The sequence below is a fragment of the Lactobacillus sp. B4005 genome (assembly GCF_026536045.1).
GTDB classification, from domain to species: domain Bacteria; phylum Bacillota; class Bacilli; order Lactobacillales; family Lactobacillaceae; genus Lactobacillus; species Lactobacillus panisapium.
This window is the reverse complement of the sequence record NZ_JAFNOZ010000004.1, coordinates 52,385-77,279: the sequence shown is the minus strand read 5'-3', so window position 1 is coordinate 77,279 and position 24,895 is coordinate 52,385. Positions and strand designations below refer to the sequence as shown.

Annotated in this window: 18 protein-coding genes; 11 read left to right on the top strand and 7 right to left on the bottom strand. The window is 37.1% G+C overall.

The genetic code is table 11. The annotated features are described in order from the left end of the window. Window positions 1–53 precede the first annotated feature (53 nt). Entirely contained in the window at window positions 54–1,883 is a 1,830-nt protein-coding gene (locus J3U73_RS08435; protein WP_267410157.1) for a cation:proton antiporter family protein, read from the top strand. Between the two features lie 80 nt (window positions 1,884–1,963). On the opposite strand, the gene J3U73_RS08430 is transcribed toward J3U73_RS08435, so the two are convergent. From J3U73_RS08430 to J3U73_RS08415, 4 genes are all read right to left on the bottom strand, one after another. Further along, on the bottom strand, window positions 1,964–2,932 hold the full coding sequence (locus J3U73_RS08430; RefSeq protein WP_267410155.1) for a Gfo/Idh/MocA family protein: 969 nt from the start codon (window positions 2,930–2,932) through the stop codon (window positions 1,964–1,966). Window positions 2,933–2,960: 28 nt separating this feature from the next. After that, complete coding sequence (locus J3U73_RS08425; RefSeq protein ID WP_267410153.1) at window positions 2,961–3,752, bottom strand: hypothetical protein; 792 nt, start codon at window positions 3,750–3,752, stop codon at window positions 2,961–2,963. Between the two features lie 62 nt (window positions 3,753–3,814). Then, complete coding sequence (locus J3U73_RS08420; RefSeq protein ID WP_267410152.1) at window positions 3,815–4,597, bottom strand: DUF6612 family protein; 783 nt, start codon at window positions 4,595–4,597, stop codon at window positions 3,815–3,817. 127 nt (window positions 4,598–4,724) lie between these two features. Continuing rightward, window positions 4,725–5,528 carry a hypothetical protein gene (locus J3U73_RS08415; RefSeq protein WP_267410151.1) on the bottom strand — a complete coding sequence of 268 codons (804 nt, stop codon included), beginning with the start codon at window positions 5,526–5,528 and terminating at the stop codon, window positions 4,725–4,727. A gap of 157 nt (window positions 5,529–5,685) precedes the next feature. Between J3U73_RS08415 and J3U73_RS08410 the strand changes: the two genes are divergently transcribed. Next, entirely contained in the window at window positions 5,686–6,378 is a 693-nt protein-coding gene (locus tag J3U73_RS08410; protein WP_103752988.1) for a 2,3-diphosphoglycerate-dependent phosphoglycerate mutase, read from the top strand. Between the two features lie 427 nt (window positions 6,379–6,805). Continuing rightward, window positions 6,806–10,174, top strand: a complete 3,369-nt coding sequence (locus tag J3U73_RS08405; RefSeq protein WP_267410150.1) for a DUF1542 domain-containing protein — start codon at window positions 6,806–6,808, stop codon at window positions 10,172–10,174. A 146-nt stretch (window positions 10,175–10,320) separates the two neighbouring features. Here J3U73_RS08405 and J3U73_RS08400 read toward each other — a convergent pair whose 3' ends face one another. Beyond that, entirely contained in the window at window positions 10,321–11,367 is a 1,047-nt protein-coding gene (locus J3U73_RS08400; RefSeq protein ID WP_267410149.1) for an AraC family transcriptional regulator, read from the bottom strand. 112 nt (window positions 11,368–11,479) lie between these two features. Between J3U73_RS08400 and J3U73_RS08395 the strand changes: the two genes are divergently transcribed. Together J3U73_RS08395 and J3U73_RS08390 are read left to right on the top strand one after the other, a co-directional pair. Further along, entirely contained in the window at window positions 11,480–13,345 is a 1,866-nt protein-coding gene (locus tag J3U73_RS08395; RefSeq protein WP_267410148.1) for a beta-glucoside-specific PTS transporter subunit IIABC, read from the top strand. A gap of 9 nt (window positions 13,346–13,354) precedes the next feature. Then, on the top strand, window positions 13,355–15,901 hold the full coding sequence (locus tag J3U73_RS08390) for a hypothetical protein (RefSeq protein ID WP_267410146.1): 2,547 nt from the start codon (window positions 13,355–13,357) through the stop codon (window positions 15,899–15,901). A gap of 213 nt (window positions 15,902–16,114) precedes the next feature. Here J3U73_RS08390 and lepA read toward each other — a convergent pair whose 3' ends face one another. Together lepA and J3U73_RS08380 are read right to left on the bottom strand one after the other, a co-directional pair. Continuing rightward, window positions 16,115–17,929 (bottom strand): translation elongation factor 4, encoded by a 1,815-nt coding sequence (gene lepA / locus J3U73_RS08385; RefSeq protein ID WP_267410145.1) that lies wholly within the window; start codon window positions 17,927–17,929, stop codon window positions 16,115–16,117. Window positions 17,930–17,934: 5 nt separating this feature from the next. Next, the gene (locus J3U73_RS08380) at window positions 17,935–18,609 is read right to left on the bottom strand and encodes a TetR/AcrR family transcriptional regulator (RefSeq protein WP_267410144.1); all 675 of its coding nucleotides are present in this window, start codon (window positions 18,607–18,609) and stop codon (window positions 17,935–17,937) included. Between the two features lie 334 nt (window positions 18,610–18,943). Here J3U73_RS08380 and J3U73_RS08375 point away from each other — a divergent pair, with 334 nt between their 5' ends. The 6 genes from J3U73_RS08375 to J3U73_RS08350 all read left to right on the top strand — a co-directional run bounded on the left by J3U73_RS08375 (window position 18,944) and on the right by J3U73_RS08350 (window position 24,862). Continuing rightward, entirely contained in the window at window positions 18,944–19,381 is a 438-nt protein-coding gene (locus J3U73_RS08375; RefSeq protein ID WP_267410143.1) for a MerR family transcriptional regulator, read from the top strand. Further along, window positions 19,374–19,787 (top strand): cupin domain-containing protein, encoded by a 414-nt coding sequence (locus J3U73_RS08370; RefSeq protein ID WP_103752983.1) that lies wholly within the window; start codon window positions 19,374–19,376, stop codon window positions 19,785–19,787. Before J3U73_RS08375 ends, J3U73_RS08370 begins: the two co-directional genes overlap by 8 nt. Before the next feature lie 3 nt (window positions 19,788–19,790). Next, the gene (locus J3U73_RS08365) at window positions 19,791–20,108 is read left to right on the top strand and encodes a carboxymuconolactone decarboxylase family protein (RefSeq protein WP_103752982.1); all 318 of its coding nucleotides are present in this window, start codon (window positions 19,791–19,793) and stop codon (window positions 20,106–20,108) included. Between the two features lie 234 nt (window positions 20,109–20,342). Further along, on the top strand, window positions 20,343–22,559 hold the full coding sequence (locus tag J3U73_RS08360; RefSeq protein WP_267410142.1) for a MucBP domain-containing protein: 2,217 nt from the start codon (window positions 20,343–20,345) through the stop codon (window positions 22,557–22,559). Continuing rightward, window positions 22,534–22,899: an SLAP domain-containing protein gene (locus J3U73_RS08355; protein WP_267410141.1), complete on the top strand. Its 366-nt coding sequence runs from the start codon at window positions 22,534–22,536 to the stop codon at window positions 22,897–22,899. The genes J3U73_RS08360 and J3U73_RS08355 overlap by 26 nt, the downstream gene beginning before the upstream one ends. Window positions 22,900–23,056: 157 nt before the next feature. Continuing rightward, window positions 23,057–24,862, top strand: coding sequence for an FAD-binding protein (locus J3U73_RS08350; protein WP_267410140.1), 1,806 nt, complete (start codon window positions 23,057–23,059; stop codon window positions 24,860–24,862). Window positions 24,863–24,895: the final 33 nt, after the last annotated feature.

The following is a 24,895-nucleotide window of genomic DNA, read 5'->3' as shown; positions in this document are numbered from 1 at the left end:
TTACAGGTGTTATCGAGTATAATCTTCACAGTATTTAAGGAGGGCAACTTTGCATGGCTCAGTTATCTTTATTTCTCGTTATCTTATTTGCGCTAATTGTGCCACTGTTAATGGCTAAGTTAAGGGTTAACGCGGTGCCAACTGCAATTGCGGAAATTATCGTGGGGATCCTTTTAGGAGCTAGTGGCTTCAATGTGGTCGGAGTAACACATGATTTATCCTTTTTATCGAACCTAGGCGTGATTCTGTTAATCTTTTTGTCCGGAATGGAAATCGATTTTAATTTATTAAAACCACATAAGGGCAAAAAGAAAAATAAGCAAGCAGTTAATCCAATGCGGATTGCGGTTGGCTCATTTTTAAGTATTAGCGTGGTGGCTGTCTTCTTAGGTTGGTTATTAAAGTGGTTTGGTTTATTTAATGATGTTGCACTGGCGGCAATTATTTTTATGACCATTGCTTTAGGAGTTGTGATTGCTACACTAAAGGAAAAGGATATTTTGCGCAGACCAATTGGGCAGACAATTTTACTAACCGCAGTTTTAGGCGAAGTAATTCCTTTGATGCTATTAACTATTTATGCTGCTGTCAATGGCGGCAACACCAAGCAGTTGTGGTTGATCATTCTACTGTTCATGGCTGCGATTGTTTTGCTCTGGCGTTCTAAACGGCTATACCTCTGGTTCAATGACGTTACCAAAAACACGACTCAGCTAGATATTCGACTAGCATTCTTTCTGATTTTTGCGCTTGTGACGGTGGCTGAAAAAGTGGGCGTGGAAAATATTTTGGGCGCCTTCTTGGCGGGGATAGTGATGAAATTGCTAGAGCCAAGTCATGAGACTAAAGATAAGCTGACTTCAATCGGCTATGGCTTCTTTATTCCTATTTTCTTTATTATGACGGGAGTTAAGCTCAATTTACGGTCTCTTCTGGCACATCCCTGGTCATTAACATTACTGCCCGTCTTAGTCGTCTTCTTGTTGATTGCCAAATTACCGGTCGTTTTAATTTATGCTAAAAAATTTGGTTATCGTAATGGGCTAGCTGGCGGTGTCCTAAGTGCAACGACAATTACGATTGTTTTGCCTACCTTGGCAGTAGCACGTAAACTGCGGGTCATTACTTCGCTGCAATCTGATGTCTTTATTCTGGCGGCGGTTATTGTCTGCATTTTTTGTCCCGTAATCTTCAATGCGATTTTTAAATTGCAGCCTGAAGACCGGATTAAAGAAAAAGTTGTGCTTGTCGGGGCAACTGCTCTGACCGTACCAGTTTTACTTGATTTACATGATAAATGGTACTCGGTCAAGATGATGACTAGTGATGAGGAAGACTATAATCTGTATAAAAGTCGTGTTCCTAGTTTGGATTTATTACCCGAACTAACTGAAGCTAAATTAGAACAAAATGGTGCGTTTAACGGCAATATTTTTGTTGCAGCATTAATGTCAGATAAGGAAAACTTGCGTTTAGCTAAATTAGCACGGCAAAAAGGCGACTTTAAGCGAATCATTGTTTGTCAGAAGCGAATGGCAAATGAGGAAGCGGCGCAATTGGCGGAAAAAGGAATCGAAATTTTTAATCTCGGCAATGTCAGTGCTGCTTTATTACGTGCATTGATTGAGTCACCTGCTGTTTACCGGGTTTTAACTGATACCAAGAATGCACTATATTCAGTAGTAGTGCGCAACACTCATTATACGGGACGGCAATTAGCCGACTGGGATGTGGCACATGATATCACGGTCGATCGCATTCACCGCGGGCAAGAATGGCTTGTTCCGCACGGCTATTCAGTTATTGAAGAAGGCGATGAACTGATTTTTTCGGCCAAATCACAGGCAGCTGACCGCGTGCGCAAGGTAATCGGTCGCAAATAAATTAAAAAGCAAAAATAACCATCTTGAAAGCTTGCACGCTTCAAGGTGGTTATTTTACTTAGACATGTTAGTGTCAGTGTTTAGTTTTTAACTGATGCTTTAGCCTGGGCTAAAACATCCATTACTGCCATGCTGTGGTCATACAGCTTATTAGCTTCTGCCACATCATGATGGTCAATAATATCTACGAAAGCCGCAAATTCGCTAGCCATCCGGTGCTCGTATTGATTAAAGTTAAACTTATCGGTATCGCCACCCCGATTGTCAACGGTGAAGTTAGCGAGTACACCAGTTGAACCATCAAAGTAAATCGTTCCGTTTTCGCCTTCAATAAAAGAACGTGGATTAGTGTAGCAGTCCTTAGAGGCAATTAGAGTAGCCTGCTTGTCGCTGTAAATCATTGCTAGAATACCGGATGTATCAATCCCTTTTTGCATTACTGGGTAATATTGAACCGCTTGGGGTTTGCCAAAAAGACCAACGGCTAAATGAATGTTGTAGATATTCAGATCCATTAACGTCCCACCATCCTTAGCAGGATCAAAGACAGGGGCGATTTTGCCTTTTAAGAAGTCATCATAGCGGCTGGAATATTGGGTATAATTTAACGCGATAATATGAATTGGGGCAATTTTTTTAAGTGCCTTTTTGATCGCCTGGAAGTTGCCTAAATGAATATTGGTAATTGCTTCGACAATGATTACGTGGTGTTCATCAGCAATCTTTTTGAGTTCCTTAGCCTCAGCCACTGTTGACACGTAAGGCTTCTCACAAATGACATTTTTGCCATTCTCAATTGCTTGCTTAACCACTTCGTAGTGAAGCGAGTTAGGCACAGCTACGTACACGGTATCGACGTTTGGGTCGCGGAATAAAAGATTATTATCCGCAAAAACTTCTTTGATATCGTATTTCTTAGCTAGATCGCGTGCGATTGTCTGACTTCGTTTAGTAGTTGAAATTGCTGCTAATTCTAGGTTCTCAATCTTATCCGCTGTCGTTAAAAAGTCATGAACAATTTTGCCACTGCCGATAATCCCAAGTTTCATAATATTAGCTCCCACTTAATAAAAATAATTATTTATTTGCGTCAATGTCAGCAGGCTTAGCTGCTTTCTTAACGTCATTTGGTACGGCCAAATCAGCGTATTCACCGAAATGACTAACCTTAAACGTCATTTTGACTGTTGCCACTTTAATTATGACATATTTGACGCTTGACTTCGAGTCAATTAGATGATCATCTTGCAGGCGATGGGTGGCATAAATTGTACCTAGCTTAGTGTACTTGTTCAAGTAGTTCAGTTCTTTTTTGCTAAACTTCACGCCGCTAGCTATGCGAGCCAGTTTAAGTCCAGTTTTGTATGCCTGATTGCCGTTAGCTGCTGTTTTTAGAGTATAAGTACCATTTTGCTGACTAAATTTACCATTTTTGAGTAATTGGTCAAAGTTGCTGGTCTTAATAATGTTACTTGTCAATTGGTCATTTCGACTGCTATTGAGAGATTGATATTCCCATTGATCGCCAATATATGTGTAAAGTCGGTTTTCCTTTTCATCTGCCCAAAATTCAATCTTTTTTGACTTGCCAACATAAGCAGTCGGAACATAACCACTCATGTGGACTACATTTTGGTTGAAACCGCCGGTAAGGCTAAATACTGTAGCAGGAATTGCCCTGCCTTTTTTCAGGTGCGGCTCGACAGATACTGTGAAATCAAGCTGACCGTTGGTCTGGTCATTTTGCTTAATGATGTCGATCGCCTGTTGTTTATCTAGGGCAGCCGCAACAGGCTTAGCTTGGGTAAGGCCCCCAGTCAATAAACTAAAGGTTAATAAAACACTAGAAATAATTTTTTTAACTTTCATTTTTCTTCTCCTTATAAAAAGATTGCTTTTAAGGTCAAAACTTCGTTGCATATGCTAATAAACTACTTGTCGGTTTTAACTGGGACAGCATTTTTAACATCATCTGGTAAAGCTAAATTACCGTATTCGTTAAAGTGACTAAAAGTTTCGCTGATCTTGATTGTTGGGCCTTTCTTAAGTTTAGCGGTAGTCTTACCTTGTGCACTGACTACTTTTTGATTGGTTAAAGTGAAGTTTAGCTTGATCTTGCCAATTTTCACGTTCTTAGTGAAAGATTTGATATCTTTGTTTTTAATGTCGTTTTTCAAGATAACTTGCATAACGGGCTTGACATATTTTTGACCATTAACCGAGCCGGTTAATTGATAGACGCCCTTTTTATGTGTTAACTTACCGTTCTTTTCTAAATTTTTAAAAATTGAATTTGATAGATTAACGAGTGATTTTTGACCCGTAAGATCATTAATTAATGTTTGATAAGCATCTGGCACCTTTTCATATTCCCATTTATTCTTATTAAAATTATAAAGGCGGTTATTCTTACCGTCCACCCAGACATTTACTTTGTCTTTTTTATTGCCATATTTAATCGCCCCATTTTCGTTTACTAACTTGCTGGTATTATTATAATACCCATCAATCGTTATTGCTGTTTTGTCATTTTTAAGTAAAGTAGTTGTGGTTGAATGCATTTTTCCGCTGTCTTGCTTTTTATTATTTTCTTTAATTATTGCGACTGCCTGCTTTTTGGTCATAGCTGCTGCAACCGGTTGAACTTGACTTAGACTACATGCAAATAAGGTAAAAGTCAGTAATATCGAAGAGATCATCTTTTTTGTTTTCATCGGAGTACTCCTTTGTTTAATCTTACTTAATTATATTTTAAGGACCATTTTACCCTATATTTAATAATATTGTTTTAATTTTACTAAAAAAGCATTATTTCATAGTGAAATAATGCTTGGTGCGTAATCATTTTTTATTATTTGCTTTGGGTAAAGGCTTAGCATTTAAAGCGTTTGATGGTAACTTGAGGAAATCACGGCTGCCAATATTGGCATAGCTTTGACCGGCACTTAATCTCATCAGCTTACCAATCTTTAAGTTGACATTGTACTTGAAGGTAGCAAGTTTATTACCTTTAACTACAAGCTTAACGGTCATGTCTTGGAATTTACCTGCCTTAGCCAATTTATTGTAAATTTTCTGTTGTTGCTGGCTCTGGGTATTGGTTTGAAAAATAGGAGCAACGGCAGCTTTCATCACTTCTTTATCAGTAATCTTAGCTGTTAACGTGTAGGTTCTGCCGCTTCGCTTCATTTGATATGCGTTAATGAGCTTAGAAGGTGGATCCATTAACATTTCGTTATTAAGAATGGCATCAAGCAAGTCGGCATATGTGTGACCAGTTGTTTTCGCAACTTCTGCTTTATACCAAGTACTTTGACCGTTGATATATAGATTTCCTGTATTGCTAATCCACTCATCCATGCTGTGGGAATTCTTTTTGCTTTGATTATTTTCAGTCTGATAATTTAAATGAAAAACTGTTGGGTCGCCACCGAAAGTAAAGTTTGAAGCCACAACCTGACTGGAAGTGTCAGTTCTAAGGTTAACAACTTGCTTAGCCTGACCACTTTTAAAAGTTTTCTGAGCTTTTTTGATTACCTGGGTTTTGGTTAAAATAGGTTCAGCTTGCTTTTTTTGTTTAGAGCAACCACCGGAAATTAGTGCCGCTACAACGCCCATACTTAGCAATAATTTTTTAAATTTCATTTTGGTTAGATATTCACTTTCCTTATAGTCATAATATTATCTATTGTATCGTAAAATAAAGATTAAAAAAATGATTTTTAATCTTAAACCCTATGAAAACAAAATCTAAATGTGTAAAATAGTAAGTGAAGCTTTTAATTTGCAAAGGAGATATTTCATGTCGAAATTAGTTTTAATCCGTCACGGACAAAGTGAATGGAACCTTGAAAACAAGTTCACTGGTTGGATTGATGTTGACTTGTCAGAAAAAGGTGTTGAAGAAGCAAAGAATGCAGGTAAGTTAATTAAGGAACACGGTCTTAAATTTGACCAAGCTTATACCTCAGTTTTAACTCGTGCGATTAAGACTTTGCACTTCGCTTTGGAAGAAAGCGATCAACTCTGGGTTCCAGAAACTAAGTCTTGGAGATTAAATGAACGTCATTACGGTGGTTTGCAAGGTTTGAATAAGAAGGCAACTGCTGACAAATATGGTGACGAACAAGTTCACATTTGGCGTCGTTCATACGATGTTTTGCCACCAAAAATTGAAGATGATTCAGAATTTAGTCAAGTACATGACCGTCGTTACGCAGATCTTGACCCGAACATCATCCCACGGACAGAAAACCTTAAGGTTTGTCTTGAAAGAGTTATGCCATTCTGGGAAGATCACATTGCTCCAGACTTATTAGCTGGCAAGAATGTCATTATTGCTGCTCACGGTAACTCACTTCGTGCTTTAACCAAGTACATTGAAAACATTTCTGATGCTGACATTATGAACTTGGAAATGAAGACTGGTGAACCAGTGGTTTACACCTTCGATGAAAAATTAAACGTAACTAACAAAGAAAAGTTAGACGATTAATTTAAAGTTTAATAACTAAAATAAAAAAGTCATTTTAGAAGAAATTCTAAAATGGCTTTTTTGCATGAATTGGTTTTATCGGTACCTATGTTCTTGACCTTTTCGTTATTTCCTAAAAACATTTTAAGCCAGCATATTTACATGCCTAATATAATAATATTTTAATATTTAAAGCCAATTACTTTAATTATGATTAATGCATTAACTATGAGTTAGATACGATAATATCAAATGGATTAGCCGATGTTAGCTTAAGAACACTATCTTGATTATAATTCACTATCCTTTTAAAACTATATTATTTTTTTTTTTTTTTGTATATAGTGTTCTAAAGATCGAGGTTTAGCATTATGATTAATGAGAATGCTTTTAGTAACAGTAGTTAAAAGCAAGTGTGTAATAAAAATATGAATGAAAGGTTTAAAAAATGAATAAAAACAATTCGTATAAAAAAGTAATTGTTTCACTATCGGGTGCAGCATTATTAACGGTTGGGCTAGGTCAGATGCCCAATAATGTTTTAAATAATATGCCTGTTGAGGTTAGTGCCGCTAAAAAGACCAAGGTAATTGGTGCCAATTCTGCTATTTATAGATTAAAAGGCAAGAAAATGGTCAAGACCGGTACAGTTCTTAAAGTGGGCAAAAAGGTCAGTGTTTCAAGCAAGAAGACTGTCAAAGGCAAAGTTTACTATAAAATTGGCAAGAACCAATATATCAAAGCTGTAAATGTTGATGGCAAGAACCGCAACGCCGCTAAAAAGACAGTTTTATATACTCGTAAAGGTAAAGTTATAAAGAGCAGTAAAATCGCTAAAGGTCAAAAAGTAACAATTTATGGTGCAGCAGTAACCATCAAGGGTAAGAAGTATTACTCAACTAAGTTAGGTTATATTAAAGCAAGTGCTTTGGCTAAGAAGGAGCCGGCAATTGATAATAATGATGTCGAAAAGCCAAACGAAAACACTACAACCCCAACTGATAAACCTGATTCAGGTAATAATACAGCTTCAACTAATAATTCTAATTCAACCAGTGTACCTAGTACTGGTGGCTCAAGCTCAACAAATCCAAGCGTTCCAACAGTAGACCCTGTGCAAGCAGCTAAGGATAAAGCTGTTGCTAAGATCAAAGATGCAGCTACAGCCGCTAAAGCCCAAATTGCAGGCAATAAGAACTTAACAGAGGACCGACAAAAAGCAGCGACTGATGCAATTACTGAAGCAGTAGATAAAGCAAATACTGCAGTTAATGCTGCTAAAACTGCTGATGACGTTACAAAAGCCGAGAAAGATGCGACTGATGCAATTAACAACGCTGTAAATAAAGCAAATGATGAAGCTAATAAGAATCTGCAAGATGCTAAGGACGCAGCTGTTGGTAAGATTAAAAATGCAGCTAAAGCAGCCCAAGACAAAATTGCTGGTAACAAGAATTTAACAGAAGAGCAACAAAGTAAGGCTAAAGCAGATATTGATAAAGCAGTAAAAGATGCAACCGATGAAAAGACTGGTGCAGTTAATGCTGCTAAAACTACTGATGATGTTACAACAGCCGAGAAAGATGCAACTTCTGCAATTGACGAAGCAGTAAAAGATGCAACCAATGAAGCTAATAAGAATCTGCAAGATGCTAAGGATACAGCTGTCAAAGACATTAAAGAAGCCCAAGATGATGCTGTTAACTTAGTTAAGAGTAGTCCATTAACAGATGCTGAAAAAGAAACAGCCATCAATCAAATTGAAGATATTGTTAAGGCCGCTTTAGGTGAGCAAAAAGATGGCAAAAGTGGCTCAATTAATGCTGCTAAGACTTTAGCTGACGTTAAAAATGCCAAAGATGAAGCAAAAGCAAGATGTGAATTAGTTGGAAACAAGTTAGTTTCAAATGACTTGGCAAAACAGGAAGGCGATTTTGTAAAGGATGCCGTAGCCAAGATGGATGACGGTGACGCTAAGACAGCAGCACCAGATAAAATTGCTAAAGCAGTAAAAGATGCTAAAGACGCAATTGCAAGTGTTAAAACGCAAGCTGATCTTGACAAGGCAGAAGCAGATTTCCAAAATGCACTTAACGATGCAGTACCATTTGCTAAGCAGCAAGAATATGCTATTGACACAATTAATAATGCGGTCAAAACAGCTAAAGACGAAATTAATAACGATGATTGGATGTCAGAAGATGAGAAGAATGCAACACTTTCTGAAATTGACACTGTTGTTAAATTAGCTTTAGGTGAAAACCAAGATGGCACTAGTGGTGATGTTCATGATGCCACAACAACGAGTGATATTTTTACAGCCGTGAACACTGTTTTAGCTACTTGCAGAGTGAAACAAACTAGTGACTCACTAAAGAAACAACAAGAAACAGCTATCAAAGAAATTAACCAAGCAGCTGATGATGCAATTCAAGCAGTTAAAGACACGCCTGCATCAGCAGAAAATAAGCAAGCAGCTATCGATAGAATTAATGCTATTGTTAAGAATGCATTGGGTGAGCAAAAAGATGGCTCAACAGGCGATATCCATGATGCCAAATCTGGAAGTGAAGTTAGCGTAATTAAGAATAAGGCTATCAAGGCATGTAAATTAGAAGAAGATAAATTGACTTCTAGTGAGCTTGTAAGTCAAGTGTCAGACTTTGCTTCTGAATCCGCTACAAAGATGGACGATGGTGATGCTAAGACAGCAGCACCAGATAAAATTACTAAAGCTGCTAAAACAGCTAAAGACGCAATTGCAAGTGCTAAATCGCAAGCTGATCTTGACAAAGCAGAAACTGATTTCCAAAATGCACTTAACGATGCAGTACCATTTGCTAAGCAGCAAGAATATGCTGTTGATACAATTAAAAAAGTAGCTGAAGATGCTAAGACAGTAATCAATAATAATGCTAATCTATCAAAAGATGAAAAGGATGCAGCACTTTCTAAAATTGATACTGTTGTTAAAGTAGCTTTAGGTGAAAAGCAAGATGGCACTAGCGGTGATGTTCATGATGCCAAAACAACGAGTGACATTTTTACGGCCGTAAATATGGTTTTAGCTACTTGTAAAGCAGGGAAGACTGATAGTTCATTAAAAGAGCAGAAGGATGCAGCTATTAAGGAAATTAATCAAGCAGCTGACGATGCAATTCACACAGTAACTGGCTCGCCTGCATCAACAGAAAATAAACAAGCAGCTGTTGATAGAATTAATGCTATCGTTAAGGATGCATTGGGTAAACAAAAAGATGGCTCAGCAGGCAGTATCCATGATGCCATGTCAGAAGATGAAATTAATACCATTAAAGAACAAGTTACTAAGGAATGTGAATTAGCAGGAAAGAAATTGTCTTCTAGTGAATTAGTAAGTCAAGTGTCAGACTTTGCTTCTAAGTCTGTTGCCAACATGGATGATGGTGACGCTAAGACGGCAGCACCAGATAAAATTGCTAAAGCTGTAAAAGATGCTAAAGACGCAATTGCAAATGCTAGATCGCAAGCAGAGCTTGACAAGGCAGAAGCTGATTTCCAAAGTGCTCTTAATAAAGCAGTACCATTTGCTAAGCAACAAGCATATACTGTTGATTCAATTAATAATGCAGTTAAAGCAGCTAAGGATAAGATTAAGAATGACGGGTTACTAACTGATTCTGATAAGGAAGAGAAACTTGCCCAGATTGATGCTGTAGTTAAGGCAGCTTTAGGTGACCAAAAAGACGGTACTAGCGGTGATGTTCACGATGCTACAACTACAAACGATCTTTTATTAGCTCAAAACTCCGTTATCACTGTCTGCAATCAAATCTAATGAATTAAGAAGTAATTACGCTTTAAAAATTTGAATTAGTAAAAATAATTTTAATATCAAGTATTACTAAGAGAGCTTGATATCTAGCACTAGGCCAAAATGGCCTAGTGCTTTTTGTATGCTCAGAACTGTGTACTAGGTAGAGCTTATTCTTTGAGTAGCCAATTTAAATCTGCATCATTCGTAGAACGAATTTTTTTATAATAATGACGATATTCGGTTGGCGTACAACTCTCTTTTTTCTTAAACTTTTGATAAAAATAAGTTGAATTAGAAACATTTACGTTATCAAGAATTTCCTGAATAGGAAGATCCGAACTTAATAACATGTAATTGATATATTTAAATTTTTTCTCTAAAACTAGTTGCTTAAACGTCTTACCCGTTTTGTTATGAATCATGGTTGATAAGTAATTAGGATTAAAGTTAAAATGCTTTGCACATGCGTTTAAAGTAATATTTCTAAAATTCACGGCTATATAATCTAAAAGCTTGTTTATTTGTGATTGATTTGAATTATAAATGTTGTATGAATTGCTTCTTAGTAATCTTAGAAAAAATATTTTAATTAGCATATCAAGTATTTCCTCTTTATTTGATTTGTTAACATACTGTTCTCTGATCATTTCTAAAATAATGGGTTTGATATCATGACAATTTTCAACAAGAAAAAAGTCTGGCTGATTATTTTCTATTGATAAGCAATTAACAAAAAATGCTGCTAGAGGAGCTTGGCTGGGGAAAATACTAATAATTTGGTCACTTAAAAATTCCTTTTTTATTAAAATATTAATTGCGATGTCTTTTTTGGTAGTCTTCCCAATTTTGTGAATTGTCTGGGTGTTGAGAAATACGATTGAACCAGTAGTTAAGTGAAATTTCTTTCCTTCAATAATTTCATCTAGACTTCCATGCATGACGTATGTTATCTCAATATAGTCGTGAATGTGATATGGGACATAAGAATAGCGTGAATGCTTTTGCAACATAATTGCTGGTTTATCATTTAAAGAAGCTAAATTTAGTAAGTCAGCATATTTTGTAACCAAATCATCATAAGCAAAAAGGTAAACTTGGTTATTCCTTATTGTTACTTTTGGTATATGTGCATAATAGCTTTTAGATTTGTCATGCTGTTTTTTATGGCGCAATTCTGATTTGCTTAGTTCAAAAAGTGCAGTTTCAATTTTCATATATCTCACCTAAACTTTTGTTGTACTAAAAGTTAACTAATGCTCTAGTTAATAGTAGCGCTTCCAATTATTATAATCAATGTAGGTGAGTTGAAAGAGGAGTGAAAAAGATATGGATACACAAAAACTAGCTGATAGTATCGTAATGGAGGTTGGCGGTACTAAAAATATTAAGGGTCTAATTCATTGTGTAACCCGTTTACGGTTTTACTTAATTGATGAATCTAAAGCTAATACTAAGGAAATTGAAGCATTGGAGGGCGTCATTTCTGTAGTTAAAAGCGGTGGCCAATATCAAGTTGTTATTGGTAATCAAGTTAGTAAAGTATTTGATGCAATTATGGCCAAGTATGATATTAATGGGGATGGCCAAGATACTAATTCCCAAGTTAAAACAAAAATTGAGAAAAACTGGTTTAATCGTTTTATGGCATTAATTGTTGCGATTGTCAGCCCTGCCATTCCTGCTATTGCCGTCGCTGGTATTTTAAAGGGTTTATTAGCACTACTGACATCAACAAATATGTTAAGTGAAAAAGCACCTACGTACATTATCATGTATGCAATTGCTGATGCGATGTTTTATTTTTTACCAATTATTGTTGGGATAACAACAGCTAAGCATTTTCATTCTAATCAAATTATTGGAGCAGGCATAGGAGCAAGTCTTGTTTACCCAACAATTGTTAACGCATTTAACGCTAAAACAGCAATGAACTTGTTTGGTATTCCTGTAATTTTAGCAAATTATACATCATCACTTTTTCCAGCAATTTTTGCAGTTTGGCTGGCTTCGATTGCTGAGCACTATCTGGAAAAGCATATTACTCCAGCAGCCCAGGTGATTTTAGTTCCACTATTTTCATATTTGGTTGGAACAATTCCCACTTTTTTAATTGCAGGACCGATTTTATCGTACTTGTCTAAACTGCTATCTGTTGCAGTTATTGGTATCTATAATTTTGCACCTGTATTGGCCGGAATTCTTTTGGGTGCATTTTGGCAAGTAATGGTCGTATTTGGATTGCATTATGCGTTTATCCCAATCTTAATGAATAATATTACAACGATGCACCAAGATCCAATTAACGCAATACTAGGAGTAACTGTTTTTGCACAATTTGCAGTTGCATTAGGAATTTTCTTAAAAGCTAAAAATAAGAAAAACAAAGAAGTAGCTGGTGCAGCAGCAATCACAGCTTTTCTCGGCGTGACTGAGCCAGCAATTTACGGTTGCTCGTTAAAATATAAAAAAGCATTTGCGATGTCCTTTATTGGTGGTGGAGTTGGTGGTGCCATTATGGCCTTAATGAACGCCAGAACATATGCATTTGGCTCAAATGCTATCTTTGCTGCACCTTTATATATTAATCCTAAGGGAATAGACTCTAGTTTTTGGGCTTACATTATTGCAGACCTTGCAACAATTATAATTACTGTTGTTTTAGTAATGATGTTTGGTTATACCTCTAAAGATGATAAGGTTGAACCAATACCAACTAAATCAGCGGCTAAGATCACTTTGAACAATGTCGGAATTATTTCCCCTGTAAAAGGTAAAGTAGAAAGTTTAACGGAAGTAAACGATCCGGTATTTTCCAGTGGTACGATGGGGACAGGATTTGCAGTAATACCTAATTCTGACGAAGTACGGTCTCCAATTAATGGTACAGTTTCTACAGTTTTTGACACCAAACATGCTGTTGGTCTGATTTCTGATAATGGAGTCGAATTACTTATCCATATGGGAATTGATACGGTCAACCTGAAGGGAAAATATTTTAGTATATCAGTCAAAAAGGGTGACAAAGTCAAAAAGGGACAACTGATTGCTAATGTTCAATGGGATGGGGTTAAAAAAGCAGGTTATGATACCACAACAATGGTTATTGTGACTAATTCTGCTGAATTTAAGCAAATTGACACAAATATTCATAATGAAAATAATCTGAGCAACCCAATATTAGTAATTAGATAGGCGAAATTGATGAGTAATATTAGTAACATTATTAACTATCAGGTCAATAACAAAATTTATCCATTTTTATGGTTACATCATGAACCAAAAGAAAAATTAAAAAATACAGTTGATGCTATATTTAATTCCGGAGTAAATGGCTTTTGCATTGAATCAAGGCCTCATCCCGATTTTTTAGGAAAAACTTGGTGGGAAGATCTTGATTACATTTTAAATTTAGCCCAACAAAAAGATATGAAGGTCTGGATCTTGGACGACTCTCATTTCCCTACAGGATATGTTGATGGTCGTGTACCTCGGAACTTGCAAAAGAAGTTCTTATATATTAAGCAATTAGATTTTGCCGGTCCAATGACTAATGCCAAAATACTTCTTAAATACGTAAATCCAATTTCCTTTAATGTTAAAAAGAAGAAGACAGATCAAATTTTAAAAGTTTTAATGGCACAAAAGACTGCAGATAATCAGATAGATAGTCGGACAATTTTAGATGTAACAAAAAAATTAAATCAAGATATTCTCAAAATTAATTTACCAAAGGGCCAGTGGCGTATTTTCGTTTTAGTACAAACATATGATGGCGGAGAAGAAGAAACAGAACACTATCTTAATCCAATAGTTAAAGAAGCTACTAACTTTTTGGTTAAAACGGTCTATGAAGCACATTATCAGCATTATAAAAATCTCTTTGGTAAAACAATTTTAGGCTTTTTCAGCGATGAGCCACGCTTTGGTAATATTCATGGAGCACTAAACCAAATTGGTCAAACCGATATGGTATTGCCATGGCGTGACGATATGCTTAATGACTTTTTTAAAGAAGATTATCAATTACTGCCATTACTTAGCCAAACAACAGATGTACATCATGCAGAATTGAAGATTAGATATAAATACATGAACATAGTATCTAAACTTTATGCTGAAAACTTTTCAAAAGTATTAGAAACGTGGTGTGAGAAGCACGGTGTAAATCATATTGGTCACTTACTAGAAGATAATGGGACTCATGCAAGATTAGGTTATGGTCCAGGTCATTATTTTAGAGCTATGAGTGGCTATAATATGGCTGGCATTGACGTTGTACTCAATCAAATTATGCCAGGTTTAGATACTGGTTTTTATAAATCAATGACTAAATCTGGATGGAATGGCGAATTCTTTCATTATGGTTTAGCCGATTTAGCTAATTCAAATGCACAATTAGATGCTTCTAAGAATAGACAGTCAATGGTAGAACTTTTTGGCGCATATGGCTGGGCAGAAGGATTGCCATTAATGAAATACCTTGCCGATCACATGATGGTAAGAGGAATTAATCATTTTGTACCTCACGCTTTTAATTCTTATCATTTTCCTGACCCGGATTGTCCACCACATTTTTATGCCGATGGACATGAGCCAGAACTGAAATTTTATCCTATTTTATTCAAATATATGAATCGGATAAATGCCATTCTAGAAGATAGTATGGAGGTTTGTCATGTTGCTGTACTATATCATGCAGAGAATGAGTGGTTAGACTCATCGGCTATGCCGTTTGAGAAAATAACAAAGCAATTGTATCAGCATCAAATCCCTCATGAATTGGTTCCAATTGATTACTTGAAAGAATGTGATATTAATGACGGTAATTTTATGATTAATAATCATTCATTCAAGTATTTGCTTATACCTCAGACTAAATATATAACGGCAGAATTATTTGCTATAACTAAGCGATTAATTAAAAAGGGAATTAATATCTTATTTATAAATAAATTGCCAGAATATGATGAGAATTATAATGAAATTGAGTATCATTCCGCGAATGTTAGAGTTGTTCAATTAAACCAACTAACTAGATACTTAAACTATGTCACAGATATTGAATTAGCAGAACCAGACAAAAACCTTCGTTTGTACCGCTTCAAAAATAATAAGTATAATGGTGCATTTCTTTTTAATGAAAATACTGATCAGGATTTGACGGTACAAATTGATTTAAAACAAAAGCATGATATATATTTATTTGATCCGATGACTTTAAAAATAACTTTGTTAGGAAAACAAATGATTCGTTTTCCGTTAACCTTAAAATCAAGTCATACTTGTTTTATTTTATTTGATTTAAAAATCCACTCAAAAACATTAGTACCTTTAAAAAAGCTTGCGGAAAAAGAAATTGATCATTGGGACCTAGAAATAGAAAATAAAAAGATAACTAATTTTCATTTGGGTGACATTAATGAATTACCGGGTTTAGAAAATTATGCCGGTAAAATTATTTATACATCAGTAATTAACTTGCAATCCTTATCTTCAAAAATTGTGATTAATTTAGGACAATTGGGTGAAATTGCTCAGTTAGGTATTAATAACAAAACAGTAGGAAAAACAATTGAGCAAAATCAAAGCTTCGATGTTACATCCTTTTTAAAATTAGGTCAAAATAAAATCACAGTAGAAGTAATTAATAATCTTGCTATTAAAATTCAGGATCCAGAAACCCAATTTAGTGCTCTTAGACCTGCAGGATTACTTGGACCAGTTAAACTTAAATTTTTTGATAACTAAGATAAAAAGTCATTTTAGAAGAGATCCTAAAATGGCTTTTTTGTTGCAGTATTTTCAAGCAAAATAAATTGTTTTAAAACAGTTTATTATTTTAGACGGAAAAAGTCCTGTTAAAAACGGGACTTTGAACAAATATTATGCCAAAACAGTAACAATAATTATTTTTGCTGACGCATAGCTTGGTAAAAACTATGCCAGTTATTTTGACTTTTTTTAATTTTCTGAATCTAAATTTAACACTGCATCAAATACGCTTTGAGGAAGTTTAATATCACTGCGGGCAGCTTGTCGTTTGTTCAAGCTTTGTCTGCGCAAAAGTTGTTGCTTTTTGGAAATGCTGCGCTTTTCACCGTTAACTGCTGCATTTTTGCGCAAGGGCGGAACATCAACTCTGGCAATTGCTTTGTTTTCCACAATTGCTTGCACAGGCATCGGGTAAAGTCTTCGCGGAACGGTATACTTTAATTTTTCCACTAGTTTATGTGCTATTTGGGCAGCATTTTGTCGTGGGACTAAGATATCCAGTGCATCTACCGGAGCGTAATTGATTTGAATCTGAATTTTGACTACGTCAACTAGTTCAAAGTCAAGAAATTCAGTATCCAAGGTGGCATAACCATGCGTAATTGACTTAAGGCTGTTGAAAAAGTTATAGGCGATTTCGGAAACAGGCAACTTATAGGTAAGTGTGACTAGTTCCTGTTGATTATCTAAATCCACCATTTCACCAAAATGTTGTTCACATAACTTCATAACCGCACCTAAATAGTCATTAGGAGTTGTTATTACGGCTTTAACGTAAGACTCAGTGACGTAATCAATTTTCGCAAAGTTGGGAAACTTGGCCGGATTAGTAATGGTTAAATACTCTCTTCTGGCATCTGGCTCTTTGAGGTAAACGTGGTAAGTAGCGTTGGGAGCGGTGGTCAAGACCTCAATGTTATATTCATCATGCAACCGTTCTTGGATGATCTGTAAATGGAAAATTCCTAAAAAGCCACAACGAAATCCCGCATCTAGGGCTTCTGACTGCTCTGGAGTGTAATGAAAAGCTGCATCGTTAAGAGCTAATTTGCTAATAGCTTGCTTTAGTGCTTCATAACTTGTTCCCTCTTTAGGATAAAGTCCCGCATAAACCATTGACTGTGGTGGCTGAAAGTTAGGTAAGGCCTCTTGGGTGGGGTGCTCAAAGTCTGTGATGGTTTCGCCCACCTGAATGGCATTGATGTCCTTGAGCCCAGTAACCAAATAGCCTACTTCACCAGTTTTTAGGGTTTTAACTGCTTGCATATTAGGACGATAGATTCCGACAGTCTGGGCAGTGAATGTGCTATTTTCATTCATTAGCAATAATTTTTGTCCCGCTTGCAACTGACCCGCAATCAGCCTAATTTCTGCTATAATGCCTTGATAAGGATCGTATTGGGAATCAAAAACTAAAGCTTTTAACGCTTGGTCATTGCCTTCAGCTGGTGCGGGAATTCGCTGATAAATAGCCTCAAGAACTTGGTGAACATTTTGTCCGGTTTTAGCAGAAATTTTTAGGATCTCGGTATCTTTAAATTCTGGTCGAAGTGCCCGCAATTGTGCTTCCGTAGCAGCAACATCGGCTGAAGCACTATCGATCTTATTAATGACGGGAATAATTGTGAGTTTGTGTTTAACAGCCAGTCGAAGGTTGGCAATCGTCTGTGCCTGCACTCCTTGGGTTGCATCTACTAGTAAAATTGCACCATCGGTAGCCGCCAAGCTCTTTGAAACTTCGTAGGAAAAATCAACGTGTCCTGGCGTATCAATTAGGTTGTATTCATATTCTTGACCATCATCGCCATGGTAAAAATTGCGGACAGAGCGTGATTTAACGGTTACTCCATGTGCCTGTTCAACTTCCATGCTATCCAAAAGCTGCGCACTAAGTTCACGTTCACTAACCGTTTCTGTTTGTTCCATAATGCGATCAGCCAAAGTAGATTTACCGTGGTCAATATGGGCAATAATCGCAAAGTTTCTAATATTTGCAGTTTTCATTTAAGTTAATCCTCCAGTTCTTGTTGCAATCCCTGTAAATAAAACTTTAATAACTGATTTGCTTCTGTTTCCAGATCAATTTGAAAAACTTTGAAGTCGACCGGTAATTGATCGTGATTAAATTCATCGAGGTTCATCATGTTCATCAAGCCACTAATGATGGCACTTTGAATGACAAAAAGGTGACTAGCATCTTTGACGGATAATTCGGGTATTCGGGATGCAATTGCACGCCCTAGGTCGCGGTTAATTTGATACAATTTTTGGCGACCAAGCAGGGTCTGCTCACGATCAGCAGCTGCTTCTAAAATTGGTCCCCGAAGAGCGTTTAGCCGCAATAAATCTGCTTTTTGGTGAATCAGCAAGTGATTTTCAGTTGTTAAAAAAGTGGTTAACTCGTTCCATGTAGTTAATCCGGGCTTTTCTTGCCAGCGCTTGAGAACTTCTTGTAAATAGTCTTGGTAGCCTGAAAGAAGCAGGTACATGAAGATATTTTCCTTTGTCTTGAAGTAGTTAAACAGTGTGCCCTTGGCAACACCAGATTCACGGGCAATTTGCGCCATTGAAATGGTATTAAAATTATGTTTTTGGAACAGCTTGCTTGCAGATGCCGCAATTAGCTGCTTTTTTGCTAGTTTTTCCGCTGGCGTTAAGACATGCATCATATTCTCCTTTTTCAATAATGACCACCGGTCATTTTACAAATGTTTTCTCTTTTGTGCAAGTTACAATTTGCTAAGAAAACGCTTGACTTAAAGTGCACTTTAAGGCTTATTGTAATTATTAAGAGCTAAAAAATGATTGAAAAATAATCATTTTTAACTCGCTTGCATGGCTATTTTGTTTTAATTGCGTGCACTGCCAATAGCAGTTATGAGAAAGGCCGCTATTTCAGTGTAGCTGGCAAACAGCAATATCTGCTTGGCGTTAGTATTTTCTATGTAAATGTCTTCGACCTGAATAAATTTAGTATTGAAGTAATTAATAAATGGTTAACCAAAGATGGATGAATTAATGACTAATGAAAAAAAGTACCATATCGGTGAATTTAGTAAAATGGTAGGTCTTTCTTCCGCCACCCTCCGGTATTATGAAAGTGAGGGGCTGCTGGTACCGCAGCGTGACCGCCAGGGGCAACGCTTTTATACCGAGGCTGATCGGGATTGGCTGCTCTTTTTGTTGCACCTCAAAGGTACGGGCATGACAATTAGCGAATTAAAAAAATACATTGCGCTGCGCGCTCAGGGAGATCAAACAATTCCGGAGCGTTTAGCTCTATTAAAGAGGGTCCAGCGAAACGCCGAACAGCAGGTTAATGAACTACAAAATAATTTAAAGGTATTAAAGCATAAAATTGCTTGGTACGAGGGCAAGCAAAGTCATCAGATTGCCGCAAGTGAAACCTTTGCGGCATATTTAGCAAAAATAAAGGAGAAGAATCAAAATGGATAATCATGAGCAAGAAGTTAAAAATGGTCTTTTTGCACTGGGCGACAAGAATGAAGCCTTTCAAAAATACTTCATTGGTCAAAGCTATTTACAAAATTTGGTGAATGATCCAGACCTTAATGTTGGTGTAGCTAATGTCAGCTTTGAACCAGGGTGTCGCAATAACTGGCACAAGCACAATAACGGTTTTCAAATTTTGTTAGCTACGGCTGGTGAAGGCTGGTATCAAGAAGAAGGCCAGCCGGCCCGCAAATTGCATCCAGGAGATGTTGTGGTTGTTCATGATGGTGTTAAGCATTGGCATGGTGCAACCAAGAATAGTTGGTTTGCACACTTGGCAATAACTGCTGGAACACCAGAATGGCTTGAACCAGTGACAGATGAAGATTATGAACAATTGGAGGATTAAAGAATGAAAAAGCAAACAGCAGGTCGTGACAATTTAGGTAAATTTGCTCCTAAATTTGCGGAATTAAATGATGACGTATTATTTGGCGAAGTTTGGTCACGCGAGGAGCAAATGTCGGCCCGTGACCGGAGTTTGATTACGTGTGCTGCCTTAATGGCTCAGGGTTTGTATCCCCAATTAAAGGCACATATGTCAATGGCAAAAACTAATGGGGTAACCAAAGAAGAAATGGTTGAATTAATTACCCACTTGGCCTTTTATTGTGGTTGGCCTAAGGCCTGGTCAGCTTTTGATTTGGCTAAAGACGTTTACGGCGAATAAAAAAAACACGATTATTCATAACTAGAATAGCTACTTTTTAATGCATTGCTTGGTTTTATTGATTCAAGCAGTGCATTTTTTGTGGATAAAATCAATTGATTACAATAAAAATAGTTGATAACCAAGATGATTAGTGCATATTTAATCAAATAAATTTCACACATGCTAAAATGAAATTGAAGTTAATATATTACTATTTATAAAATGTTATTCGTGTATATAGGAAGCCCGAAAATGAATAATAAAGATAAAGTTGTAGATTGGAAAAAGGCGCCATCCTTAGGAATAATTTTATTAAGTCTAGCTTTGTTCTGCTTATTTGCTGCTATTCCGGAAAAAGTAGACGCTGCTGTAAATTCACCTAAAGTAATAGTGCAAAAGCAGTCTAAAGATAAAGTGAAAAAACAGAAAAAAGCTAAGCTGGTCCCGGTGACTGCGGCCGAAAATACTGCCGTAAAGGACAAAAGTACTACCGCTAATGAAGCTAAACAGCCTTTAAGTACTGACGATAGCGAGATTAAGCCGCAAGATAGTGCGCAACCATTTGCTTCTAGTTTTAAATGGCATGGTCTTTCCTGGCAATATGATGACAATAGTAAAACGGCCACCATTCTTGGTGGAGAAGCCAAACTTGTTTATGATCCAAATGAATATCTTTCTAGCCTTATTTCTAGCAACACTAAAACAATCAAAATAGCCGCTCCCTTGAAGGTAAGCGGTGATACTACGAACCTATTTAACTTCTTTACTAATGCAACTAGTATCGATTTAAGCAATTTAGATACTTCTCAGCTGAAATCAATGGCTTCGCTGTTTGAAAATTGTAAGTCGCTAACTAATATTACTTTTGGCAATATAGATACTTCTAATGTAAGTAATATGTCTTCAATGTTTAAAAATTGCCGAGCTTTAACTAGTTTAGACTTAAGTCATTTTAATACTGCTAAAGTAACTTCAATGACAGCTATGTTTGCAAATTGTTCAAATTTGGAAAATGTCGATGTAAGTAGCTTCGATACCGCCCAAGTTAGGGATATGTCGATGATGTTTTCACAAGATAACAGTTTAACCAAACTTGACGTAAGCCATTTTAATACTGCTCAAGTGACGACAATGGCTAATATGTTTGGTTATTGTCAAAAATTGAAAACAATTAATGTGAATAATTTTAATACTTCAAACGTTCAAGACTTTTCTGGGGTATTTGTTAGCTGCTATAGTTTAACAGATTTGGACATCAGCAATTTTGATATGAGTAAGGTTATGAACGCTCAAGGCAGATATCGGGCAAATATGCTGGCTGGCTTAAGCAACTTAATTACGCTAAAGCTAGGTCCCAAAAATTATCTTGTAACTGCGAATATTGAATTGCCAGGTACTTGGCGCAATGTCGGCGAAAATGGGACGATAGATCTGCCACAAGGAAATAAGAGTTGGTCATCGCAAGATTTACAGGATAATTATGATGGTACTAAGGATGCAGATACTTATGTCCGTTTTGCCACTTTAAAAATTACCTATCATAACCAAGCAGGCAAAGAAATTTCACCAGCAGACACAATATACGGTCGTGTAGGGACAAATTACAGCACTAAAGCCAAAGACATTCCTTATTATCAATTAGATGAAACAAATATACCAGCCAACAGTGAGGGAACTTATAATGGCGATGATATCAATGTTGACTATATTTATCTCTCTACCGCTAAACCGGTTACCGTTAAATATCAGGATGTCCAAGGAAAACAAATTGCCCAAGACGTAGTCCTGACAGGTGAAGGTGGCACAACATATACTAGTGTAGCCATTAAAATTGATGGTTATACGCTTAAAACAACGCCAGAAAATGCTACCGGGATATTTACCGATCATGAGCAAACAGTGATTTATATTTATACCAAAGATCCGGTCAAAGCAGGCAATGTGATTGTGCGCTATCAAGATGAAGCTGGTCACTCAATTCACTCCGATATTATCTTAACGGGTTATATTAATGATTCCTATAGCAGTACCGCAATTCCAATTGAAGGTTATAGTTTAAAAACTGCACCAGAAAATCCCACGGGTCAATTTACTAATAAAGAACAAACTCTTATTTACGTCTATACTAGAAACCCGCTGTCAGTTGCTAACGTAACGGTCCACTATCAAGATGAGAAGGGCAAGCCAGTTGCCACAGATGTCATTTTGGGTGGCATTATCGGAACGCAGTATCAGAGTTATCCGTTGGTCATTAATGGTTACCAGCTCAAGACTACACCGGCTAATGCCTCAGGTACTTTTACGAATCAAAAGCAAGACGTAGTTTATGTTTACGCCAAAGATGCCAGTGCCAATAGCACTGCTGGGGGTCAAGGCGGCGGAACAGTGATCATTGCGGCTCCAAGCACAAGCACTGGTAAAGACAATAGCGGTGACTCAAATGATGCCAAAAATCAAACTTCCTGTTAGCAAGGCGGTTATGCATAATTCATATATTTATAATGAAAAAGAAGAAAGAATAGCTGGATGGCTGGGACAAGGTACAGTAATTAATACCTATGGAACGAAGCTTATTAATAACCGTAAGTATTATGTGCTGGCTAATAATAAATATGTGAGGGCTGCTAATATTGATGGCATTGTGCGTAAATTACGTCATAATGCTTATGTATTTAATCAAGCTGGTAAAAAAATCAAACTCTTAAAGCGGCACCAAGATTGTCGAACTTACGGAGCAGCTGTTAAGAGACATGGCAAATTATTCTATCTTATTGGCAAAAATAGACTTGTTAAAAAGGCCAACTTCTAACAAGTAATGATCTCCTAGTTTTAATATTTAATTGAGTAAAATCGTTCGCTTAAAAAACGGACGATTTTTAAATAGTAAGGTTGCTAAAAAGATATTTGTGATAAAATTAACTTATTAATTTAATGAAAGTGATTACATAGTAAAGAAGGAATCAATCATGATTTATCAAAAAGACATCAAGTGGGATGCCAATTATGATGTTGTTGTACTAGGTTTTGGCGGTGCTGGAGCAACAGCTGCACGCTTTGCCGCTGATAATGGTGCAAAAGTACTGCTTGTCGATGTTGCACCTGAAGGTCATGAAGGTGGCAATACTCGTTATTCGGCCCAGTTAATTGGTACGGGTAATGATTTTAATGAATTAAAAAAATATTATCAGAGTCTGACGGCACCGATGTCACTTGATGAAGAGATGATCGATACCTATGTTGCAGGAATGGTGGATATTCCTAATTATGTTACTAAATATTTAGGCGTAAAACCTTGCAGCGCTAAAAATTATGCCCCTGAAGCCCGCTATGCGTTTGAGGAATTCCCAGAATTTCCAGGTTCGACTTCATATGATTTTACTACCGTACGCGAGTCATGGTTTGACGCAGCACTTTGGAAAATTTTAAAAGAAGAGGTCGTTAAGCGCCAAGATCAAATTGATGTGATGTATGAGACCCCGGCTAAGGAATTAATTCAGGATCCAGTCAGTCGCAAGATTGAAGGCGTCTTGATTGAGCGCAAGCATCAGCTGCTTAAAGTGCAAGCCAAGACCGGTGTGGTAATGTGTACTGGCGGCTTTGAAAATAACCAAACAATGATTGAAGACTTTATTGGCGCTAAAAAACTAGCCCCTCTTGGCACCCTGTACAATAAGGGTGATGGCATCAAGATGGCTCAGCAAGTTGGCGCTGATTTCTGGCATTTATACAACTACGAATCTTTAGGTTTGCTGCACGGGATGGCATTTGCCGTACCAAAAGGTGAGCGTGGCCGCCTAATGCTGGGTAAGCAAAATGAAGTAGTTGCTCATGGCAGTTCGTTTGTTGTGGGTGATGACGGTACCAGATACTTTAACGAAGCGGAAGAGAATCGTCACGGTCACATTAAGAACCATGGTCAGTGGAAAGTGCCGCTTAACCAAGAACACCCTTATTTGATTTTTGATAAAGCTAAAAAAGCTGAATTAGACCAAGATCCAATTATTGGCAACTATCAGCCTTATACAGATAATGTTATTGAGGCCGCTACGATTGGCGAGCTAGCAGAAAAGATTGGTGTTGCAAAAGCCACTTTGGAAGATACACTTGCTCGCTTTAACCAGGCATGCCAAGAAGGCAATGATCCTGAATTTCGCCGGGACCCAAAGACTTTGCGGGCATTTACTGCAGGTCCGCTTTATGCCGTGCGCATGGAACAGACAATGCTAAACACGCAAGGTGGTGCGAGAAGAAATAAGGAAGCCGAAGTTCTCGATACTAAGGGCAAGGCCATTCCTCACCTATATTCTGCCGGTGAATTTGGCGGTATTTGTGCTAACCAGTATCAAGGTGGTAACAACTTAGCCGAATGTTTGATTTGGGGTAAAATAGCCGGTGAAAATGCGGCCAAAGCCAAAGATGATGTGACGGTTGATGCTGCTAGTGGCGCATCAGCACACGACATCCACCTGAATTCAGATCTTGAGCATGAAGACTATCCAACTGGCAAGAATCAATATATTGGTAGATCAAATGGCGGCATGGGTGGCGAAATTGTTGTTCGGGTCACTGCCGATAAGCAAAAGAATTTACAAAATATTGAGGTTCTCAAACAGGCCGAATCAGAAGATTATGGTCTAAAGGCAATTAAAACCATGCCAGCAGAAATGGTTAAGGAAAACAATGTTGATGTCGATGCCGTCTCGGGTGCATCGAGCACCTGTCGCGGACTAAAAGCTGCGGTTAACGATGCCTTAAATAAGATTGACCAATAAATAACAAGAAAGGAATTAGTGCAAGCTAGATTC

What these genes read in the sequence shown, in the direction of transcription:
- J3U73_RS08360 (WP_267410142.1), top strand. Translation starts at nt 20,343, where the DNA reads ATGAATAATAAAGATAAAGTTGTAGATTGGAAAAAGGCGCCATCCTTA.
- J3U73_RS08370 (WP_103752983.1), top strand. Translation starts at nt 19,374, where the DNA reads ATGGATAATCATGAGCAAGAAGTTAAAAATGGTCTTTTTGCACTGGGC.
- J3U73_RS08420 (WP_267410152.1), bottom strand. Translation starts at nt 4,597, where the DNA reads ATGAAAACAAAAAAGATGATCTCTTCGATATTACTGACTTTTACCTTA.
- J3U73_RS08410 (WP_103752988.1), top strand. Translation starts at nt 5,686, where the DNA reads ATGTCGAAATTAGTTTTAATCCGTCACGGACAAAGTGAATGGAACCTT.
- J3U73_RS08395 (WP_267410148.1), top strand. Translation starts at nt 11,480, where the DNA reads ATGGATACACAAAAACTAGCTGATAGTATCGTAATGGAGGTTGGCGGT.
- J3U73_RS08375 (WP_267410143.1), top strand. Translation starts at nt 18,944, where the DNA reads ATGACTAATGAAAAAAAGTACCATATCGGTGAATTTAGTAAAATGGTA.
- J3U73_RS08430 (WP_267410155.1), bottom strand. Translation starts at nt 2,932, where the DNA reads ATGAAACTTGGGATTATCGGCAGTGGCAAAATTGTTCATGACTTTTTA.
- J3U73_RS08400 (WP_267410149.1), bottom strand. Translation starts at nt 11,367, where the DNA reads ATGAAAATTGAAACTGCACTTTTTGAACTAAGCAAATCAGAATTGCGC.
- J3U73_RS08435 (WP_267410157.1), top strand. Translation starts at nt 54, where the DNA reads ATGGCTCAGTTATCTTTATTTCTCGTTATCTTATTTGCGCTAATTGTG.
- J3U73_RS08350 (WP_267410140.1), top strand. Translation starts at nt 23,057, where the DNA reads ATGATTTATCAAAAAGACATCAAGTGGGATGCCAATTATGATGTTGTT.
- J3U73_RS08390 (WP_267410146.1), top strand. Translation starts at nt 13,355, where the DNA reads ATGAGTAATATTAGTAACATTATTAACTATCAGGTCAATAACAAAATT.
- J3U73_RS08415 (WP_267410151.1), bottom strand. Translation starts at nt 5,528, where the DNA reads ATGAAATTTAAAAAATTATTGCTAAGTATGGGCGTTGTAGCGGCACTA.
- J3U73_RS08365 (WP_103752982.1), top strand. Translation starts at nt 19,791, where the DNA reads ATGAAAAAGCAAACAGCAGGTCGTGACAATTTAGGTAAATTTGCTCCT.
- J3U73_RS08405 (WP_267410150.1), top strand. Translation starts at nt 6,806, where the DNA reads ATGAATAAAAACAATTCGTATAAAAAAGTAATTGTTTCACTATCGGGT.
- J3U73_RS08355 (WP_267410141.1), top strand. Translation starts at nt 22,534, where the DNA reads ATGCCAAAAATCAAACTTCCTGTTAGCAAGGCGGTTATGCATAATTCA.
- lepA (WP_267410145.1), bottom strand. Translation starts at nt 17,929, where the DNA reads ATGAAAACTGCAAATATTAGAAACTTTGCGATTATTGCCCATATTGAC.
- J3U73_RS08425 (WP_267410153.1), bottom strand. Translation starts at nt 3,752, where the DNA reads ATGAAAGTTAAAAAAATTATTTCTAGTGTTTTATTAACCTTTAGTTTA.